The sequence below is a fragment of the Pedobacter sp. UBA4863 genome (assembly GCF_002399615.1).
In the GTDB taxonomy this organism is placed as follows: Bacteria; Bacteroidota; Bacteroidia; order Sphingobacteriales; family Sphingobacteriaceae; genus Pedobacter.
This window is the reverse complement of record NZ_DHDZ01000015.1, coordinates 43567-64639: the sequence shown is the minus strand read 5'-3', so window position 1 is coordinate 64639 and position 21073 is coordinate 43567. Positions and strand designations below refer to the sequence as shown.

The following is a 21073-nucleotide window of genomic DNA, read 5'->3' as shown; positions in this document are numbered from 1 at the left end:
AAACGAATCTTAAAATTATAGGTATCTTTTTACTGCTTCCCATAAAATAGGGTCGTAATCATACACGTCGGGCCTAAACTGTACCTTACCACTACCATCGGCCCAAGCCGTATAATAGGCAATAAACACACCTATACTTTTGCGTGGCGCATACCAAGTAGGTTTTAATTTGAATAAATTAAGTGTATCGGTTTTTTTAGCCAGCTTTTTCTTGAAAATTTCATTCTTCGTGGTATCAATTGGTGGCAAATCTATATCCATACGCAACTTGTCGTATTGGTGTTTATCTTTCACCATTAGCTCTGCAAACTTTAAAGGCTGCTCTATACGAATACAGCCATGGCTAATTGCTCTGTTCGCTAATTTAAAGCCATATTTATTGTTCGTGTCGTGTAAATAGATGCTAGAGCTATTATCAAACACAAACTTAAATTTGCCTAGCGCATTGCCCTCACCAGAGCCTTGTTTAAAAGAAAACGGTAATTTTTCTCTCGGATATTTATCCCAATCAATAGTATCTGGATCATCTACTAACTTCCCATCATGATATACCTTGATATTATTATTAGAAAGATAGAAAGAATCTTTCCTTGCCATCCAATAAATCTCACTTTTAGCAATGCTTACCGGAATATTCCAAATCGGGTTTACCTGTATAGCATTAAAAACACTAAATAATTGGGGCGTTTCATGGTTTTTTGGTTTATCATCTAATTTTCCTGATTTCAAATAAACCTTCATTTTTTCGGCATAGGCAGCTTCCCGCTTACTCCCAACACATACATTCATGTGCGCCAAGGTATCATTCTTTCTAAACCAAGTAAGCGTAAAATCAGGTATGTTCACCTCTACCAACTCTTCTGTTTGTAGAGGCAAACGCCAGCGCATGCGCTCAAGGTTGATTTTTATCGTATTAATGGCCGGAGAAGCATCAGAACCTATACTGTCACGATAATGCTTTAATGCCGTTTTTAGAGCTGCATACGATTTTGTAGCTGGCTGCGCCTTTTTCAATTCGGCCGCCAAATTATCCGTATTTAATACAGAATCCATCTTTAAACTATCAGGGCGCAATACTTGGATATAAAAACGATTAAAAAAATTACGGGGATTAATACTCCCGTAGCCCATAAAGTTGGTATATTTATTTAGCGAATAAGCTGCATTTAATTCTAAATCAGCAATCAAATCGTAAACTTCATCAATAGTTTTAAATTTATTTTTGTTCAGTGTTTGTAATTGTTTTTCGTAAACACTAAAATTAAATATTTCAGGATTAAAGCCATCGGCATTGCTTCTAGCAACATAGGCTTTCAGACTATCCAGCTGTCCGTTCACATAAAACTTGGTGATTAAAACAGGTAGATATTCATTTTTCTCATAGAAAGCAGTAATTACTTTCGGGTTTAAGAAATCATTACGCTGTTCTTTAAGCTTAGCTTTAAAAATAGGCAAATAAGCGGCTGTATCAAATTTATTGTATAGCTTATTATCAAAATGTTCAGCCAATACTACAGCAATCTCCGGCTTTTCCTTAAACCAGCTACAAGCACTAAACATTACACTAAAAAGGGCAAAAAGTAGCGTTTTTTTCAATTCAGAAAGATAAAATTTAACATTTTGTTAATTAAGAGACACATTTAATACAAATTAAATGCCATTATTTTTGGATTGTATAGTAAACTAGTATATATTTGCCATATCTTCCGACAAAATTAAGGAAAAGAACTTTAAATGAATCAATTTTTAAACCATCATTTGCATTTCCACCATCGCCATTGTGGCGATATGTAATGTAATATTCTGTACTTCAGAATGGTTTTTAAATAGATTTTATTTTCTTATCCTATAATTTAACAAAGTGAAAACACTTAAAATAGCTATCCAAAAATCGGGTAGATTAAACGAAAAATCAGTAGAAATTCTTAAAAATTGTGGTTTATCTTTCGAAAACTACAAAAGTTCTCTTATCTCCACTGTTACTAATTTCCCACTAGAAATCCTTTTTCTAAGAGACGATGATATTCCGGAATATGTACAAGATGGCATTGCCGATTTAGGTATTGTTGGCGAAAACGTAATTATAGAAACAGGCGCCAATGTATCTTATCTGCAAAAATTAGGGTTTGGAAAATGTTCCCTAAAAATTGCCGTTAAAAATGATAGCGACATTGATACTGTAGCAAAACTAAACGGGAAAGTAATTGCCACTTCTTATCCTGTTATCCTCAAAAAATTCTTAAAAGCAAACCAAGTAGATGCTCAAATTAGAAATATTTCTGGTTCGGTAGAAATTGGTCCAGGTTTGGGCTTAAGCGATGCCATTTTTGATATTGTATCTACTGGTGGAACCTTAAAAAACAACGGGTTAAAGCCTTTCACCAGCGTAATGAATTCTGAAGCTGCTTTAATTGCTACTCCCGGCCTAGAACTCAATACCGAAGTAGTAGAGTTAGTGCAAAGAATACAATCAGTTCTAAAAGCCAGAACCACCAAATATGTAGTGCTTAATGTAGCTAAAGAAAACCTAAAGGCAGTGGTAGATTTGTTGCCTGGGGTAAAAAGTCCAACGGTAGTTCCATTGTTCGAAGAAGATTGGGTAGCCGTTCATTCGGTAATTGCAGAACAAGATTTCTGGATAAAAATCAACAGTCTAAAAGCCGCCGGTGCACAAGGAATTGTGGTAATGCCAATTGAGAAAATCATCACTTAAATAAAGTAAAAAACACTCAAAAACTTTAATTTTCACTATTAACTATTAGTTAATATAAATTATTAAAACATTGAAAATCTACAACTTTAAAGATTTAACTAAACAACAAATAAAGGAACTATGCTCGCGAAGCATTTCTGACGATAATTTAGTTAAATCTCGCACCGAAGAAATCATCAACAACGTAAAAAGCAATGGCGACAATGCCCTGCTGAGTTACACTAATCAGTTCGATAACATTACGCTTTCTTCGTTATTTATTGGCAAAGAAGAACTGGCAGAACTAGCCAAACAAATTCCGGCAGAAGTTAAAACAGCTATCGATACGGCTTATCAAAACATCTACACCTTTCACGCTTCGCAATTAAAAACAGAAAACAGCGTAGAAACCATGCCCGGGGTGGTTTGCTGGAGAGAAAACAGGGCAATTGACAGGGTTGGATTGTACATTCCTGGCGGTACTGCCGTTTTACCTAGCACATTTTTGATGCTGGGCATACCAGCTAAAATTGCAGGCTGCAAGGAAATCGTGGTGTGCTCCCCTCCTCAAAGCGATGGTAAAGTAAATTGCTATATCGCTTACGTTGCCACCTTACTAAGCATAGAAAAAGTTTACCTAGTTGGCGGCGCACAAGCAGTAGCTGCTATGGCTTATGGCACCAAAACCATTCCACAGGTATATAAGATTTTTGGCCCAGGCAACCGTTATGTAACCGAAGCCAAAAAGCAAGTTCAAAATAGCGTCGCTATCGATATGCCCGCCGGTCCATCGGAGGTTTTAGTACTCGCAGACGAAACTGCCATTCCGTCATACGTAGCTGCAGATTTACTTGCACAAGCAGAACATGGAACTGATAGTCAATCTATTTTAGTGATCACTTCAAACAAAACTGCAACAGAAGTAATTACCGAATTAGAGAAACAATTAGTTGATTTACCGAGAAAGGATATTGCGAAGACCGCTATTGATAATTCATATATCATGTTAGTAGAAAATCTAAAACAAGGCATGAAATTCAGTAATACTTACGCTCCTGAGCACCTCATATTAGCGACTGAGAGCTATGAGGAACTTATACCGTTGGTTACCAATGCAGGCTCTGTATTTTTAGGAAACCTTACGCCAGAAAGTGTAGGTGATTACGCTTCAGGAACCAATCATACGTTGCCTACAAGCGCTTTTGCCAAAGCCTATTCAGGAGTTTCAGTTGATACATTTATTAAAAAAATCACCTTCCAACACTTAGATAACAAAGGTTTAAGCAATATAGGAAAGACAGTAGAAACACTTGCCGAAGCAGAAGGCCTGCAGGCGCACAAGAATGCAGTGAGTATTAGACTTAGGAACAAAGAATAACAAGCAAGGAACAAAGAGATAAATATCGGACAGTCAATTTAACTCCTCGTCTTTTATCTCTTTATTCCTTGCTCCTTAATCCAAAATGAAACAACCAATGGACGTAAGAGAATTACAACGAGAAAACATAAAAACATTAAAGACTTATTCTACCGCTAGGGACGAATTTAAAGGACAGGCTAGCGTTTATCTAGATGCCAACGAGAACAGTTTTGGTTCTCCCCTGCCAGCAGATTACAACCGCTACCCAGATCCTTTGCAATTGGATTTGAAAGATGCGATTAGCAAAATTAAGGGCGTGCCTATCGAGAATACTTTTTTAGGCAATGGTAGCGACGAAGCAATCGACTTACTTTTCAGGGCCTTCTGTAACCCTGGAAAAGACAATGTGATTATACTGCCGCCAACCTATGGCATGTACGAAGTATCGGCAAACATCAATGATGTGGAAGTACGCAAGGTGAACTTAACACCCGATTTCCAGCTAGATTTAGAGAAGATCGCTGAAACCATAGACGCGAATACCAAAATTATTTTTATCTGTTCGCCCAACAACCCTACCGGAAATTCTTTGAATAGAAGTGATATAGAAACGATTTTAGCCAACTTTAAAGGCTTAGTGGTGATTGATGAAGCTTATATCAATTTCGCGAAGCAGAAGACGTTTATTCAAGAATTAACAGAATACGCCAATTTAGTAGTACTGCAAACTTTCTCTAAAGCTTGGGGATTAGCCGCACTACGCTTAGGGATGGCTTTTTCATCAACCCATGTGATTGATATCTTGAACAAAGTAAAACCTCCTTACAACATCAATCAGGCCACACAAGATTTAGCTTTAGCTGCGCTCGAAAACATTCAACAGGTTAACGAATGGATAAAATTGACCGTAAGCGAGCGAGATAGACTGGGAAATGCCTTGAGCAGATTGGAAAAAGTGAGAAAGGTATATCCTTCTGATGCCAACTTTATTTTAGCTCAAATAGATGATGCACACAATATTTACAACCAATTAGTTGAACAAGGAATTATTGTGAGGGACCGTTCTAAAGTAATACTTTGTAACGACTGCCTACGTATTACTGTAGGAAACATTGAGGAGAACAACCAACTTTTAACCGCTATAGAAAAACTGTAATGACCAAGATTTTATTCATCGATAGAGATGGCACGCTAAACATAGAGCCAGATGACGAGCAAGTAGATAGTTTCGCCAAACTGAAATTTTACCCTCGGGCATTATACTACCTTTCTAAGATTGCTACAGAGCTAGACTACAAATTGGTAATGGTAACCAATCAAGATGGTTTGGGTACAGCTTCACACCCAGAAGAAAGTTTTTGGCCTATACAAAACTTTATTGTAGCTACTTATGCAGCAGAAGGTGTAGTTTTTGATGAGATAGTAATTGATAAAACTTTTGCGAAAGACAATGCACCTACCCGCAAACCTGGCACTGCCTTACTTACTAAATACTTTGGGAAAGAATACGATTTGAAGAATTCGTTCGTAATTGGCGACAGGCTAAACGACATCGTATTGGCTAAGAATTTAGGCGCTAAAGGAATTTACATCCGCAATAACGATGTTTTAGGCTCTACCGAAAACCTAGATAAATACGAAACGTTAAGTGAAATTATTGCCCTAGAAACCAAAAATTGGGAAGACATTTACACTTTTCTACGCGGTGGTGCCAGAACGGTGAAGCACGAACGGAACACCAATGAAACAAAAATCAGCATAAAACTAGATTTAGATGGTACAGGAAAGGCTAAAATTGAAACTGGTTTAAACTTTTTCGACCACATGCTAGACCAAATCGCTCGTCACGGCGGCATGGATTTAGATATTTTGACCAAAGGCGATTTACATATTGACGAACACCATACCGTTGAAGACACGGGCTTAGCACTTGGTGAGGCTTTTGCAAAAGCTATTGGCAATAAATTAGGCATTGAACGTTATGGTTTCTGCTTACCAATGGATGATTGTTTGGCACAAGTGGCTATCGATTTTGGTGGCCGTAATTGGATTGTTTGGGATGCGGATTTTAAGCGTGAGCGTGTGGGCGATGTACCTACAGAAATGTTTTTCCACTTCTTTAAATCGTTTAGCGATGCTGCAAAGTGTAATTTAAACATTAAAGCTGAAGGCGAAAACGAACATCATAAGATTGAGGCTATTTTTAAAGCTTTTGCAAAGGCAATTAAAATGGCGGTTAAGCGTGATGCGGAGAAAATGGTACTACCGAGCACTAAGGGAGTTTTGTAATTTACGAAGTAGATTTTAAAGTTACGATTTAGCGAGTAGTCTAGTAGCCCCCATTATCGTCTTTTTGATAGCTTGCTCCGACCATTCGGAGAGGAACGAGAAGAAACCTCAGAGTTTGGTCTGCTACAAAACAGATTTCTCACACGCGTTCGAAATGACGGACTATTCAAGTAACTACAAGCCACAAAAAGAAGTTAATTAAACCCGATAGTAGCAAGCATCCCGATTTTATCGGGATAAAGCGAATAGCGGGGCAGCAGTAACTATGAAATACTGACATTCATTTTCAATAAGAAAAACAAAATGGATAACAATACAAAAAACAACAGTATCGGAATTATCAACTACGGTGCAGGAAACATTTTCTCGCTAACCGCAGCGCTAGATAGGCTACAAATTCCATACGAAATGGTAAACACTGAAAGTGATTTGAAAAAGCACAGCCATATTATTATACCTGGAGTAGGCCATGCAGGGGCAGCCATGCAAAAATTGCAACAAACCGGACTGGTGCAAGCCATTAAAGCCTTAACTAAACCTGTACTTGGTATCTGTGTTGGCATGCAATTACTTACGGCTCATTCTGAGGAAGGCGATGCAGATTTATTGCACATTGTCCCCATAAAAACTAGGCTGTTTGACAAAACGCTGGGCATTAAGGTACCACACATGGGATGGAACAATGTAAATTTTACAAACAATCCGTTGTTTAATCATGTTAAACCTCATGCACAATTTTATTTTGTTCATTCTTATTTTATTGAATATAACCCTATTTTTGACATCGCATCGGTAACTTACGGAAATAGGTTTTCGGCGGCTATACAGAAAGACAACTTCTTCGGCGTTCAGTTTCACCCAGAGAAATCTGGCGAGGCCGGAGAGCAACTTTTAAAGAATTTTTCAATGATGTGATGATATGATAATTAGCAAATTAGTCACAAACACTTATAACATATAACCTACAACTTATAACCTTTTTAAACTCAAAAAGATGTACATCATTCCAGCAATTGATATTTTAGACGGTAAGGTAGTTCGCTTACGTGAAGGCGATTACAACCAAAAAACTGAATATAATGTTTCTATCGAAGACATGATTGAGCAATACCGTTCTAATGGTACCGACTTTATCCATATTATTGATTTAAACGGTGCCAAAGGCGATTTCAGCAACCAAAAAGCGCTGTTTGAGATCATCAAAAAAACGGAAATGAAAGTGCAATATGGTGGCGGTATCCGAACTATTGAGCAGGTAACCAACTTGCTGGATGCAGGTATCCATCGTGTAATTGTAGGCACGCAAGCCATCAGCAATCCCGATTTCTTACCTCAATTGAGCGAGGCTTTTGCTAAAAAAGATGATTATGCCAATCGTATTGTAATAGCCATTGATGTTTTAGACGAAGTAATTAAATACTCGGGCTGGATGGAAAGTTCGCCAATAAAATTAATGGATTATGTGGATAAGTGTCTGGCATTGGGATTTTTCCGCTTCTTATGCACAGATATTAATAAGGATGGAAAACTAGGCGGCACAGCTGTTGACCTTTATAAAAAACTGTTAGACCACTCTCCTATGATTAAACTGATTGCATCTGGCGGGGTAAGTTCTATGGATGACATTAAGGAGTTAGCCGAATTACCAATTAGAAGTGTTGTAGTAGGCAAGGCCATTTACGAAAACCGTATCTCGATTGAAGAGGTGAAAGATTGGAATTTACAACAGTTGAGTTCGATATAACCCCTAGCCCCCTAAAGGGGAATTGAACAACCCCTAAATCCCCTAAAGGGGACTTGACTAGATATTTCCAGAGGATGGATTACAAAGAACTTGATGATGACGATTATAATTTACTGAGGTTGAGTGAACCTGGGATGTTTTATGGTGCTTCAAATTTGATTTTTGAAAATGCAAAGAGGTTAAGAAATACACTGACAGATAGCGAGGCCTTGCTTTGGAACCATATCAAAGGTAAACAGCTTGGATTTAAATTCAGACGACAACATCCAATTTCATATTATATTGCTGATTTTTATTGCCATGAGGCGAAGCTTATTATCGAATTAGATGGCAGCATACATGACCAGTCTGAAGTAATACAAAATGATATAGAACGCCAAAAACACCTTGAAGAATTAGGGTTAATGGTGCTAAGATTTACAAATAGCGAACTTTACAACAACACAAATAAAGTTTTGGAAGAAATAAGAAACACCATACAGGCTCAGCGCCATACAGCCTCCCCTTTAAGGGGCGGGGGGGGATTATCTAAACGCATTATCCCCTGCTTAGACGTAAAAGACGGACGTACCGTAAAAGGTGTAAACTTTGTTGATTTACGCGATGCAGGCGATCCCGTAGAATTAGCCGCTCAATATGCGCAACAAGGTGCTGATGAGTTGGTGTTTTTAGACATTACCGCTACCCACGAACGTCGTAAAACGATGATCGAGATGGTTAAATCTGTAGCTAGACAATTGAATATACCGTTTACTATTGGTGGCGGCATTACTGAAATTGCCGATGCAGAAGCTTTGTTAAACGCTGGTGCGGATAAAATAAGTATTAACTCAGCTGCCGTGCGCAGACCTGAACTAATTGAAGAACTGGCAAAAGCCTTTGGAGTTCAGTTTGTAGTGGTTGCCGTAGATACTAAACACGTAAATGGCAGAAACATGGTTCACCTTAATGGCGGCCGTTTAATTACCGAATTACAAACCGAAAGCTGGATTAAACAAGCAGAAGATTTAGGTGCAGGAGAAATTTTGTTAACTTCTATGGATCATGATGGCACCAAAGCTGGTTTCGATTGTGGTTTATTGAAGAAAGTGAACGATATGATTAACATTCCTATCATTGCATCTGGTGGCGCTGGTAGCATAGAGCATTTTACCGAAGTTTTCCAGAAAGCGAATGTAGATGCAGCTTTGGCGGCTTCTGTTTTTCACTACGGTGAGATTTTAATACCAGATTTAAAACAAGAATTGAGCAGGAATAATATACCGGTGAGAAACCCCTAAATCCCCTAAAGGGGACTTTAATACCTAAACCTTACATACAAAGAGTAAAAATGAATTTCAACAAAATAGACGTTAGCCAAATAGACTTTGGAAAAACTCCCCCTTCAGGGGGCTGGGGGGTTCCTGTAATAGTTCAAGACAACCAAACTTTAGAAGTATTGATGTTGGGCTATATGAATGCAGCAGCTTTTGAGAAAACACAGCAAGAAGGTAAAGTAACTTTTTTTTCTCGCTCCAAAAACCGTTTGTGGACCAAGGGCGAAGAAAGTGGCAATTTCTTATTCGTTCAGTCTATTGCAATAGATTGCGACAATGATACGATTTTGATTAAAGCTAATCCAGTTGGCCCAACTTGCCATACAGGCTCTCGTAGCTGCTTTAAAACAGAGTTTAATCAGAATTTTATCTTCGAATTGGAGAATATCATTAACGATAGGTATGAAAACCCTGTAGAAGGTTCTTACATTAACAAGATGCGCAACAAAGGTTTAAACAAAATTGCACAAAAAGTTGGCGAAGAAGGAGTTGAAACCGTAATTGCTGCTTTAGCCGAAACTAAAGAAGATTTGATTAACGAAGCTTCTGATTTGGTATTTCACCTGATGTTTTTACTAAAGGAAAAAGAATTAAGTTTGAAGGACATTGGAGAGAATTTAGAGAAGAGACATAAGTAAAGCTAAATAACTCTTAGCTGTTCCGGATTTGCAATCCGGAACTATCAAATTACGGATTTAAAATCTGCGGCTAATTAAGCATCAGTTTAAGGGACTTGCTAAACTCCCCTACTGTATTTCAATTTCGTTAAAAAACCTTCGTAAAGCAGAATATTCATGCCAATCAAACTCATTCCGTAGAAAACATCTTCAAAAGGAATTGTGTTAATGCGAATACCCGTGATTTCTTCACTATTATACCAAACAATAGGCGCCTCCAATCCTGTTCCGGTTAACACGCCATTAACAATTAAGAAGGGAATAATCATGATGAGGTAAGTGAAATAGAACTGCCCCAACCAGCTTGACTTCTTGATAAATGCTAAATAGGCAATCAACAAGCTGAACATAATAAAGTTCATCACGGGGTATATCTTTTGATAATAAAGCAGCAGCATTATTGCACCAAAAAGCACTAAAATTACAGAAATCGCTTTAGTAGAATACCTTCTTAAATATCGCTCTTTCCAAACTCCAAAACAGTGATAAGAAAACAAGCAAGCATATGGAATACAAAGGAAAAACAGGATCTCTTCGATAGGCAGACCCCAAATAAAAATACCTACCAAATAATCGGGGTTAAACCCCCAAACGCCTTTTTCTGTAAACCAAACATCCCATATTAAAAACAAAACAGTAGTAATGATATTGGCTGGTAGAAATGCTTTAACATTCTTCCAAAACATCAGCTTCGGATGAAAGGAAGCAATAAACGGGATAATTACTGAGAAAAAATTAACGAGTAGATAGGTATATTGCTTCATGATTTTTGCTCCTGTATTTTTTGTTGACGATAAGCCTCTCGAAAATACTTAAACGGCACCCAAAGCATCCCAAAGCATTCGCCCTGGTGTTTGCCCAAATGCTTATGGTGCATTTTATGTGCTCTTCTAATGGCTTTTAAATAGATATTATTGGTATTACGAAACCATTTAAAGCGTTGGTGAATGAAAATATCGTGCACCATGAAATAGCAGAAGCCATAAAGTGTTATTCCACCAGCTACCGACATCATGATTACATTGCCATAAATTGAACCAAAAAGAAACAAAATGATAGCTGGTGTAGCAAAAAGCACGAAAAAGAAATCATTCTTCTCAAAAACCTGTCCATCATCTTTCTTGTGGTGGTCTTGGTGCAGATACCACAAAAAACCATGCATCAAGTATTTGTGGGCTAGCCAAGCCACAGCTTCCATCACAATAAAAGTTGCCACTACACAAGCTATAACTATCCAAACCATTATTAATCCTTTTTAAAGATTTCAAGTATTATTTTCGTTCTGTAGTCGAAAATCTCTGCCAATTTATGTTTCACAATCAATTTATTGACCACCTGGCCCAATATACCAAAGGGTATTGCGTAAGTTACCTTATCCTTCATCAATATCAGTCCTTCTTTTTCTTCGAAAGTGTGTTCATGGTGCCAATAGGCATAAGGGCCTCTTAATTGCTCATCTACAAATGAATATGGCGCATTTACCGAACTAATTTGGCTTATCCACTTTAACGGCACACCAGCTAAGGGCCTCACCACATATTGGATAATTAAACCATTGTGAATATGCGGAGGCAAATATTCGCTTACTACCTTGAAACCCATCTCTTCGGGGGTAATCTTAGAAAGGTTTACCGGATTGCTAAAAAAACCCCAAGCTTCTAACAGTGTAATTGGCAATGTAGTTTCTCGATATAGTTCGTATTTCTTCATTGGGCTACCTTAGCTAATATATTTTTATCTAATACTTCTGCCAAGATAATTTTAAACCAGGGCGTATATTTTGTTGCGTTCACCTTCATATCTGCCTTTAGCGCTTCCAATGTAAGGTACTTCCAATCAGAAACTTCATTTTTATTAGGTTTTGGTTCATCAGAAAATCTCCCAAAAAAGACGTGATCAAGTTCATGTTCAAACAACCCCTGGCCTACATCAGCTTTGTAGATAAAGCTATAAATCCAATTAGTGTCGCAAACAATGCCCATTTCTTCTTGCAAACGCCTATCAACAGCAGCTTTTAAAGTCTCTCCAGCTCTCGGATGACTACAACAGGCGTTAGTCCACATGCCGCCGCAATGGTATTTATCTAAAGCACGTTGCTGCATCAGCATTTCTCCCTTATCATTTAATAAAAAAACAGAAAAGGCACGATGAAGTTGTGCTGTACGGTGTGCCTGCATCTTCTCCATCAAACCTATCTCGTTATCTTCCGTATCTACTAAAATTACTTCTTCCATCACTTGGCTAAGTCGGTTAATTGTTGTTTTTCTTTAGGTGTTAATTTTTGTTGTTTCATAAACGAAATAATGGTTGTAGCCAGTTGCTGATCTATTTCTCCATTATTCAAACCTTTCAAGATTTGTTTTTTATCTATTTCGATGTAATCGTTATATCTTAGTATAGCTGGTGCCAAAACCTGTGTTGCATATCTTAAGAACACCAGTTCTAAATTATTATGATCCTGAATTATTGCTTTATTCAACATTTTTTTTCCTGCATTAAAGTAATTTAGTTTAGTAAAAGGATTGAAAACGTGTTTGGCCATAATCATTTTAGTGGCGCCAGCATAGCCTATCACAAAAGCACTTTGTTCTTGTTTTTCTAATACAGATAGTAGTTTTTGAGCCATCTGTTTACTTTCTACCGATTTCGCATACATGGTTCTAATGTTTTGCCCGGAGGTTTCGGTAGAGATGAAAAAAAGCGTAGAAATAAATAGTAAAATTGGTTTAGCCCACATCTGCTGATAGTTTTTCTGGAGCCTGCGGCACAAAAAGGGCATTTACCATTAGCAACACCTTTTGGAAATCAGGAACTCTAGCCCTTTTTTCCATGATCTGTTTAGCAGGAATTTCCTGTATTTTCTTAAATAATGATTTGTAATAAATATAGGCCAAATACACGCCCTTTTTAGCGTGTTTCGGCAATTTTACAATTCCCTGCAAAGCTTCATCAAACTCGGCTTTTATCTCTTGTTCTATCATTGCTTTATCTTCTTCGGTAAAGCAATTGAAATCCATATTCGGAAAGTACATTCTGCCCAATTCATAATGGTCTGCTTTAATATCTCTCAAAAAATTAACTTTCTGGAAAGCGGCACCCAACTTCATTGCAGCATGGCGCAGTTGGCCATATTCATTATCATCGCCATTACAGAATACTCTCAAACACATCAATCCCACCACTTCTGCAGATCCAAAAATATATTTATCGTATAGCTGTTTGGTATAAACTTGTTTGTGCAAATCCATCTCCATACTATCTAAAAAAGCTTCAATTAATGCTACATCTATTTGGTATTGATGTACTGCTTGCTGAAAACTATTGATGATTGGATTTAAGCTGATTTTATTTTGTAACGCAACATAGGTCTCTGCCCTTAATTGCGCCAAAAGCCCTTTTCTATCATAATCATGAAAAGAATCTACAACCTCATCTGCCAATCTCACAAAGCCATAAATAGCAAAAATAGCTGAACGAATAGTTGGCGATAAAAATTTAATACCTAAGGTAAAAGAAGTACTATATTTTTGCGTAGTGATTTGACTGCATTTTGCTGAAACCTGATCAAATAGTGCTTTCATAACTTATTTCTGATGCTTTACAATGTAATTGGCTACTAATTGCCCGGAAATGATGGCTGGCGGAACACCAGGACCAGGAACAGTAAGCTGACCTGTATAGTATAAATTCTTTATTTTTTTATTTCTGATAGATGGTTTCAATACAGCAGTTTGTGTTAAAGTGTTTGCCAAACCATAAGCATTACCTTTAAAGGCATTGTAATCGCTTACAAAATCAGTATAAGCATAGGTAGTTTTAGAAATGATATTTTCCTTAAACTTCTCGCCACAAAAATCCTCTAACCGCTGTACTAGCTCATTAAAATAGCGCTCACGAATTTCTTCTGTATCTTTAAGGCCGGGCGCTACTGGAATAAGCAAAAACAAATTTTCCATGCCTTCTGGCGCTACAGAGGCGTCAGTTTTAGACGTACAACACACGTAATACAATGGATTTTTTGGCCACGCTGGTTGTTCATAAATTGCCTTTGCGTGCTGCTCAAAATCATTTTCGAAGAATAAATTATGATGTCGCAATTTTGGTATTTTTTTGTTTACCCCAATATAATATAACAAACATGAGGGCGCCATTACCCGCTTCGCCCAATAGTTTTCGGAATAATTACGATGTGATTTTGGTAACAAATGTTGATCTATGTGATGATAATCTCCGGCCCCAATAACTAGATCTGCAGTTATAGCACCATTTGCGGTAATTACTTCAGTAGCTTTATCATTATCTACCTTAATAGCTGTTACGCTAGTACCTAATTTAAATTCAACGCCTTTTTCAATCGCTAAAGCGTGCATTGCTTCAGCAAGTTTACTAAACCCACCTAGTGGGTACCATGTACCTAGCATAACATCAGCATAATTCATCATGCTATACAATGCTGGTATCTTTTTTGGCATAGCACCAAGAAATAAAACCGGAAACTCCAAAAGCGTTAATATTTTTGGCGAATTAAAATAACGACGAACATGTTTAGAAAAAGGCTGAAGTAAATCTAACTTTGTAAGGGATTTTAACACTTTTAGGTGCGCAAACTCTAAAATACTTAGCCCAGGTTTCTGCACAAACTCATTAATACCCATTTCATATTTGTATTTGGCCTCTGCTAAAAACTTATCCAGCTGATGGGCGCTTCCCTGCTCTATTTTTTCAAGGGTATCTTGTAATTTTTCATAATTTGCCGGAATGGGTAGCACCTCACCGTTTGCATAAATTACTTGGTAAGATGGATCTAACCTTATAAGTTCGAAATAATCTGCAGTTGAACGTCCAAATTGATTGAAGAAGTTTTCCATAACTTCTGGCATCCAATACCAACTAGGCCCCATATCGAAAGTAAAACCATCTTTTTTGAGTACTCTTGCCCTTCCTCCAACTGTAGTGTTTTTCTCAATAACGGTAACTCTATGGCCTTTATGCGCCAAAGTTATAGCAGCACTTAAGCCTGCAAAACCTGCTCCAATAATAATAGAATGTGTAGGCATGTTAACTGTCATCTTTCTATAAAAACGAACAAACATACATTTATTTTGTTTAATTTTTTTAAAAAAAAGTTAAACAAAATAAAATATTACACAAGCGCATTACAGTGGATAAGTGTTTTTCACAAAACTTAAGGTAATATAACTAATGTTAAAACTCGTCCTTTAAGCTTTTTAGGCTTTCAAATATTTTGAAATTTGCAGCCAGGTGTGGCTTTTCTTCAAAAATATCAACGCTAGCTATATATATATGTATTGTAGCAGGTACTATCTTCAATTTATCGATAAAGGTGTCCATATCGCCCATAGACATCGAATTAGAAACATTCGCCACCAAAATATCGGGGTTACTAATCTCCAATATTTTTTGTAAATCTGTTAATGGAACTGCTTGTCCTAAATAAATAGTACGGTAACCTTTATTTTTAAGTAGATAATTTAGAAAAAGCATACCGAGTTCATGAAGCTCATTTTCTGGCAAGAACATTAGCACCTTTTTAGCAGAAGCGCTAATCTTTGTAGGGGTTTTATCTATAGCGACAATCAATTTCTGTCTCACCATATTGCTAAGAAAATGTTCTTGCGCAGGGTTAATCGCATCAATTTGCCACATAATTCCAATTCTGTTAAAAAACGGAAAAATGATGTTATTGATAGCATTTTCAAAACCCAATCGAGCAACAGCTTCATAAAATGTTTGATGAAACAGGATTTCGTCCAGATCAATCATACTGAGCATTAAACCATCGAAAAGATCATCATCCCCAGTTTTTACGAAGCTCAAACCTTTTACCTTTTCAGACATTTCGTATGAACTCATTTTGGCTATATGAGATATTTTGATGCCGTTCCTGTTCAGGATATTTACATTAAGCAATAACTTAAGATGCTCATTGCCATAATAGCGGATATTTGTTTGTGTTCTTAAAGGTTTAATAATTTCATATCGCTTCTCCCACATCCGTAGCGTAGCCGCACGAATGCCTGTCAAGAGCTCGAGTTCTTTTATAGAATACTTAGCTGATACCCCCATCAATGCAGTATGTTTTGTTTAAGTTAAAAGAATACAAATTTAAACAAAAATTGTTTTTAGATGAATAATTCATTAGGAATGACAATGGCTTGTCAAAAACTATCCTCTTTTGCTAAAATTACTTTTAGAAGATTACTTTTGTATTATGCTAAAACACCTACACACTTTTACCGGACACCAAAACCCTGTTTATGCTTTAGTAAAATCTGACAAAGAAGGGATTTTCTTTACCGCCGGAAACGATAAAGGTGTAGTAGAATGGTCGTTGAATAAAATGGCTTTTGTGATGGTAAAAATGCCTGTACAGAGTTCTGTTTATTATTTGCACAATTATAACAATCAGTTATTTATTGCCGAAAGAAGTGGTGCTTTTTCGGTATTTGATTTTATAAAACAAGAGGTAATTGCTAGAGTAAACGCTCATCCGAAGCCTATTTTTGCGATGACAACGCTTGCACAAAAAAAAGAGTTGCTCACCAGTAGTGAAGACGGCACTGTTGCAATTTGGTCTCTTCACGATTTTAAGGAACTGTATAAACTTCCTATTTCGTCTGATACGGTACGCTGTATGGCCGTTTCTCCAGATGAAAAAGAAATTGCCTTTGGATGTAAAGATGGCACGATACATATTTATAACTCTCACGATTACAGTTTAAAACAAATACTAACTGAGCATACGCTTGGAATTACTGCGTTGGCCTATCATCCTAAAGGGGAATACCTAATTTCTGGAAGTAGGGATGCGCAATTGAAAGTTTGGCGTTTACCGAACTACGAATTAAGTAAAAATATCCCTGCTCATCTGTTTGGTATTTACGATATTGTTTTTCACCCTAGCCTAGCCCTTTTTGCTACGGCCAGTCAAGACAAGAGCATTAAACTTTGGGACGCGGAAAATTTTAAACTTTACAAAATCATTAACATAGAAAAAATGGGTATTGGACACAGCCATTCTATCAATAAATTAACATGGAGCCACGATGGCAGCAAATTAATTTCTACTGGCGATGATAAAAAAGTAATGGTTTGGGAACTAGAGAGCTAAGCACCTCCATGATTACAGTGCCGCTCCATTATCATTAATCAAGTTCTCCGTTTCGCCATTTATAAGCCCAAAAGGTTTGCCCTTTCGCCAAAAAAGCTTCCATTAAAGCATTAAAAGCAGGCATTCCGCTATCAGCATTGCTAAAACCTACCAAACTCTCTTTTGTTTTGGGGTTAACGATAAAAAAGCATCTAAATCCAGGATTTGATCCCGTATGCCACAACCAAGTTCCAGTTTCGTTGTACTGTATCCTCATTCCAAGGGCCACTGGTACATGTTTATCGTCTTCACTTAAAACACCTACTTCTTTTTGTGCTTCGTTTGCCTTGTTCACCATTAATTGATAGGTTTTTGGTTTTAGGCCTTTACCCAGCACCAAAGCCTGCTGTACAAATTTAGTATAGTCTGTTGCGGTGGTGTATAAAGTATATGCGGCATTGGTATAACTCCATTTGGCTAATCTTCGTACTTTTTTTGCATCGTAATGCCCGTAAGAAAAGTCTTTAAATTTCTCGTCGTTCCATTGCATATCAGAATTTTTCATCCCTAAAGGATCCAAAACCTCTTGTTGCACCAACTCCCTAAAAGATTTTCCAGTTACTTTTTCCATTACTAACTGTAAGTAATAAAAGCCTTCGCCAGAATATTTATATTGTGCACCAGGCTCAAACTGATTATTTAAAGGCGTTTGGTACCAAGCAGCACTGCCAACTGGCCCTTCCCAATTTAAGAAACCCGTTCTATGGGTTAGTACCATTCTAGCAGTAACCAACTTCCCCGCTACATTATTTGCCAAACGGCTATATGTAAAATAAGACGCTAGCGGTTGATCTAATTTTATTAAGCCTTGGTCATACAACCTGAAAAATGTATAGGCAGTAATTACTTTGGTTAACGAGGCGGCCTGAAAAACCGTATGCTCGGTAATAAGTGCTGTAGAATCGGTGTTCTTTTTACCGTAAACCAAAGAGCGTTGTTTGCCTTTTTTTACATGAACTACCTGCATTCCGGGCAAGCCATATTCTTGTGCAATAGTAGCTAGCCTTTTCTCTTGCGCTAACGTAGTTAAACTCCAAAGAGCAACTATCGTTAAAAAGAATAGTTTTAATTTCATACGGCAAGTTATTAATTTTAAATAGCTTGAAAAACTCCGTATGAACAAATTTGCTATTCTTTGGTTTAAGAAAACACGTTTTAGTTGCGCTGTTCTATCAATAAAATGATTTAGCGTAGCACCGCCAGCAAATTAACCTCTACTGGCGGCAACACTATGTTTTATTTCTTTTTTACCTCGAAAAATTTTTCGCCATATATTACTTGTGTATCGGTAATTCCTTGCACCACTACCCTAAACTTACCCGTAATATCTGTACTATAAAAATCTAGACTAGCTTCTTTATTTTTGTCTAAAACCAATGCATATTTCCAAAACAGCGTGGTGAAATAGGCAGGCTCAACAGGATCTTTGTAGCTATCTACATAAAATTCTTTATGAATATGTATGCCTTCGGTTTTAAAGAAAATATTGTCATCGGTTACGTTACAGCCCGGATAGGCCCTAGATACGCCGTCTATTCTATAAACCTTACCTGGTATTGGCTGTGTAATGTTGTTATCCCCATAGTGATTTCTACAATTAAAGACACCATAACTACAAACATAATCTCCACAGGCATTAGCCCCCCGCAGTCCCCTACCAGAGTTTTTTCCGGTAATGGTTACCTCTTGTAAACGGATAGATTTTTCGTTTGATTTTACAAAAAGATCGATATTACTCTCCATTGGTGCAATGGCTTGTTTTGCATAAGCATTTGGATTTAGGGCAATTTTCTGGCTAGCATCTAACAATTCATTCTCTACACCAAACTTTAGGGATGGGTCTTCGTTTTTGCTTAAGAAAAAAAACATCTTCTTCCCTGCAGTGGTGTACAATTCTGGGACATTAAAATTAAAAACACCTTTCTTATCTGTGTCAAGAAGTCTCATTCTTTCATCACCTAGGGCACCTATAGAAACAGACTTGTTTATAGGCTTTCTTGATTTTGTTAAATACCCCATTATGTTTAGGTTATTCGTCTTTTTTACAGTATCGGTTGCCTTAGCTGCCAATAACTCGCTCCACTTGTATCTTCTCCAACCCTTTACCAATAACAATTCTTCTAAATATTGTCTGTCTTTCAATACACTGCCCTTTGAATTATTGAAGATATCAGCCAGTTGACTATTCAAATAAGTATAGCTCTCTATGTCCGTCATTTTTTCTTGCGCTATTCTAGCATCTTGTACAACAGCAATAGAAACCAATGCTTTTTGGTCTATACCTTTTATTCCGAGTTTTAAATTTATTTTTTCTCGAGGACCATAAATTGCTTTATCTACAGCTATTCCAAGCCTGTCTGAATTAGTATAATGAGCAAAGAAAATACGCTCTGCCAATGGGCGTTCTTCGCCGTCGGTTATAGTAATGCTTGCCAAACCTTTAGGCACCTGATTTAAAGGTATTTTTAGCGTTCTTAAACCTGCTTGTGCGGTATATTTTGTATATAAAAAGCTTGTTTTAAAATTGTGTACCCTTATGCCTATTTCTTGTTGCGTTTTTGCTCTCATAGTAATTTTGAGCGTATCGTTAACAACCGCATTGGTTACATTTAATACAATACCGTTTTCTATAGGTTTAGGCAAATAAAACAAAGTGTCTTTTAAGTTTTTACCGATTACCTTAAAGCTATATTTTGCGCCTGTTTCTACAAATAACTGAAATGTTCCTAAACCACGTGCATTGGTACTAATTGAAGAATCTACAGGTATATCGTTTTTAAACAAATAAGCTTTTACTGCAATGGGGGTTTCCTGATGGTTTTTTACTTCTAAAGCCACATTATTTATCAATCCTGTAACTAAATTACCTCCTTCTGGATAAAACTTCACACTAGCTGCAGCTTTATGTTGCTGCTGCAAAGGCATATTTAAAGAAGTGCTGTCTTTGCCATACCTTAACTTCACGTAAAGTGTTGGATCGGCTAAGCTTTCTGTGGTAGCTAGGGTAATAATGGCCTGTCCCGAACCATCTGTTTTTACGGTATTTTCAACTTTGCCATATTTATAGTTAATATCTGTTGGTTTTGGCAAAAATCTATTGTCGGCAGTAGTGGCCGAAACCAATATTTTTGTTTGATCGGCATTGGTTTCTAATATTTTCATACTAGCTTTAAACGGAGGTTCTAACACAGATTTAATAGTAATGGGCTGCGAAAACATTACCTCAGGTTGTTTATTTATTTGATAATCTGTGATGGCGAGTAAACGGTATTGCCCGGGCGGTATAGAATCTGGAATAACAAGGTTACCATAAGAAAGCCCGTTTTGCATAAGAAAGCGATCTTCTAACACTACTTTTTGGTCATCATTCTTAATTAAAGAAACTGACATTAATTTATGCCTGTTAATGTTAGACGTGGTAATTAAATAACCTGTAAACCAAACAGTCTCATTACTCGAATAAACGTTTTTATCGAAATGAACAAACAAGTTGGTTGCATTAATTGATTTCGAGTAAAAAAGGAACCTTTCTGTTAGGGGATCTTGTGCAAAAACATTTATTGCGAAAAAGCTTAAAATAACTATTAATAATTTCTTCATAATATGTAAAATCGTGTGATTACTATATAGACGGTAAATTTAAAGAAAGAGGCTACATTATTTGTAAATAGTTACAATAACCTCATAAACTACCTAAATTGCCTAAAAAATTTTTAGGCTTATGTACTTACTTAGAATTATTAAGTAGTAAAAATAGCAATACTATACCCGTTGTGCATTTGGAAGATGTATCCCGAAAATTGGCACAGATGTGCGGTTAAATT

At 37.0% G+C, this 21073-nt stretch carries 20 protein-coding genes and 1 pseudogene; 10 read left to right on the top strand and 11 right to left on the bottom strand.

Translation table 11 applies throughout. The features are described 5' to 3' along the window. Positions 1-15: 15 nt before the first annotated feature. On the bottom strand, positions 16-1596 hold the full coding sequence (locus B3I52_RS02095) for a L,D-transpeptidase family protein (protein ID WP_293298092.1): 1581 nt from the start codon (positions 1594-1596) through the stop codon (positions 16-18). Between the two features lie 265 nt (positions 1597-1861). Between B3I52_RS02095 and hisG the strand changes: the two genes are divergently transcribed. From hisG to hisIE, 9 genes and pseudogenes are all read left to right on the top strand, one after another. Continuing rightward, positions 1862-2713 carry an ATP phosphoribosyltransferase gene (gene hisG / locus B3I52_RS02090; protein ID WP_293298090.1) on the top strand — a complete coding sequence of 284 codons (852 nt, stop codon included), beginning with the start codon at positions 1862-1864 and terminating at the stop codon, positions 2711-2713. 70 nt (positions 2714-2783) lie between these two features. After that, positions 2784-4070: a histidinol dehydrogenase gene (gene hisD, locus B3I52_RS02085; protein ID WP_293298088.1), complete on the top strand. Its 1287-nt coding sequence runs from the start codon at positions 2784-2786 to the stop codon at positions 4068-4070. Between the two features lie 85 nt (positions 4071-4155). After that, complete coding sequence (gene hisC / locus B3I52_RS02080) at positions 4156-5208, top strand: histidinol-phosphate transaminase (RefSeq protein WP_293298086.1); 1053 nt, start codon at positions 4156-4158, stop codon at positions 5206-5208. Then, positions 5208-6341, top strand: a complete 1134-nt coding sequence (gene hisB / locus B3I52_RS02075) for a bifunctional histidinol-phosphatase/imidazoleglycerol-phosphate dehydratase HisB (protein ID WP_293298084.1) — start codon at positions 5208-5210, stop codon at positions 6339-6341. Before hisC ends, hisB begins: the two co-directional genes overlap by 1 nt. Positions 6342-6644: 303 nt before the next feature. Next, positions 6645-7256 (top strand): imidazole glycerol phosphate synthase subunit HisH, encoded by a 612-nt coding sequence (hisH, locus tag B3I52_RS02070; RefSeq protein WP_293298083.1) that lies wholly within the window; start codon positions 6645-6647, stop codon positions 7254-7256. A 79-nt stretch (positions 7257-7335) separates the two neighbouring features. After that, positions 7336-8085 carry a 1-(5-phosphoribosyl)-5-[(5-phosphoribosylamino)methylideneamino]imidazole-4-carboxamide isomerase gene (hisA, locus tag B3I52_RS02065; protein WP_293298082.1) on the top strand — a complete coding sequence of 250 codons (750 nt, stop codon included), beginning with the start codon at positions 7336-7338 and terminating at the stop codon, positions 8083-8085. A 74-nt stretch (positions 8086-8159) separates the two neighbouring features. Beyond that, positions 8160-8552 (top strand): annotated as a pseudogene (locus B3I52_RS02060) (endonuclease domain-containing protein); the annotation flags it as partial. 9 nt (positions 8553-8561) lie between these two features. After that, positions 8562-9365 carry an imidazole glycerol phosphate synthase subunit HisF gene (gene hisF, locus B3I52_RS02055; protein ID WP_293298353.1) on the top strand — a complete coding sequence of 268 codons (804 nt, stop codon included), beginning with the start codon at positions 8562-8564 and terminating at the stop codon, positions 9363-9365. Positions 9366-9415: 50 nt separating this feature from the next. Continuing rightward, positions 9416-10039 carry a bifunctional phosphoribosyl-AMP cyclohydrolase/phosphoribosyl-ATP diphosphatase HisIE gene (gene hisIE, locus B3I52_RS02050; protein ID WP_293298081.1) on the top strand — a complete coding sequence of 208 codons (624 nt, stop codon included), beginning with the start codon at positions 9416-9418 and terminating at the stop codon, positions 10037-10039. A gap of 98 nt (positions 10040-10137) precedes the next feature. On the opposite strand, the gene B3I52_RS02045 is transcribed toward hisIE, so the two are convergent. From B3I52_RS02045 to B3I52_RS02010, 8 genes are all read right to left on the bottom strand, one after another. Further along, a complete protein-coding gene (locus B3I52_RS02045) occupies positions 10138-10842 on the bottom strand; it encodes a lycopene cyclase domain-containing protein (protein ID WP_293298079.1) in 705 nt (234 codons plus the stop codon). Beyond that, complete coding sequence (locus tag B3I52_RS02040) at positions 10839-11321, bottom strand: sterol desaturase family protein (RefSeq protein ID WP_293298077.1); 483 nt, start codon at positions 11319-11321, stop codon at positions 10839-10841. Before B3I52_RS02040 ends, B3I52_RS02045 begins: the two co-directional genes overlap by 4 nt. Positions 11322-11323: 2 nt before the next feature. Then, positions 11324-11788 (bottom strand): SRPBCC family protein, encoded by a 465-nt coding sequence (locus B3I52_RS02035; protein WP_293298075.1) that lies wholly within the window; start codon positions 11786-11788, stop codon positions 11324-11326. Beyond that, complete coding sequence (idi, locus tag B3I52_RS02030; RefSeq protein WP_293298072.1) at positions 11785-12312, bottom strand: isopentenyl-diphosphate Delta-isomerase; 528 nt, start codon at positions 12310-12312, stop codon at positions 11785-11787. Before idi ends, B3I52_RS02035 begins: the two co-directional genes overlap by 4 nt. Next, positions 12312-12815 carry a hypothetical protein gene (locus B3I52_RS02025; RefSeq protein WP_293298070.1) on the bottom strand — a complete coding sequence of 168 codons (504 nt, stop codon included), beginning with the start codon at positions 12813-12815 and terminating at the stop codon, positions 12312-12314. The genes idi and B3I52_RS02025 overlap by 1 nt, the downstream gene beginning before the upstream one ends. Next, positions 12805-13659 (bottom strand): phytoene/squalene synthase family protein, encoded by an 855-nt coding sequence (locus B3I52_RS02020; protein WP_293298068.1) that lies wholly within the window; start codon positions 13657-13659, stop codon positions 12805-12807. The genes B3I52_RS02025 and B3I52_RS02020 overlap by 11 nt, the downstream gene beginning before the upstream one ends. Before the next feature lie 3 nt (positions 13660-13662). Continuing rightward, positions 13663-15147, bottom strand: coding sequence for a phytoene desaturase family protein (locus tag B3I52_RS02015; RefSeq protein ID WP_293298065.1), 1485 nt, complete (start codon positions 15145-15147; stop codon positions 13663-13665). A gap of 136 nt (positions 15148-15283) precedes the next feature. Then, a complete protein-coding gene (locus tag B3I52_RS02010; protein ID WP_293298350.1) occupies positions 15284-16165 on the bottom strand; it encodes a MerR family transcriptional regulator in 882 nt (293 codons plus the stop codon). Between the two features lie 145 nt (positions 16166-16310). Between B3I52_RS02010 and B3I52_RS02005 the strand changes: the two genes are divergently transcribed. Continuing rightward, entirely contained in the window at positions 16311-17210 is a 900-nt protein-coding gene (locus tag B3I52_RS02005) for a WD40 repeat domain-containing protein (RefSeq protein ID WP_293298061.1), read from the top strand. A 34-nt stretch (positions 17211-17244) separates the two neighbouring features. Here the strand turns inward: B3I52_RS02005 and B3I52_RS02000 are convergent, their stop codons facing one another. Continuing rightward, on the bottom strand, positions 17245-18324 hold the full coding sequence (locus tag B3I52_RS02000; RefSeq protein WP_293298058.1) for a serine hydrolase domain-containing protein: 1080 nt from the start codon (positions 18322-18324) through the stop codon (positions 17245-17247). Positions 18325-18485: 161 nt separating this feature from the next. Continuing rightward, positions 18486-20849 carry a hypothetical protein gene (locus tag B3I52_RS01995; RefSeq protein ID WP_293298055.1) on the bottom strand — a complete coding sequence of 788 codons (2364 nt, stop codon included), beginning with the start codon at positions 20847-20849 and terminating at the stop codon, positions 18486-18488. Between the last annotated feature and the right edge of the window lie 224 nt (positions 20850-21073).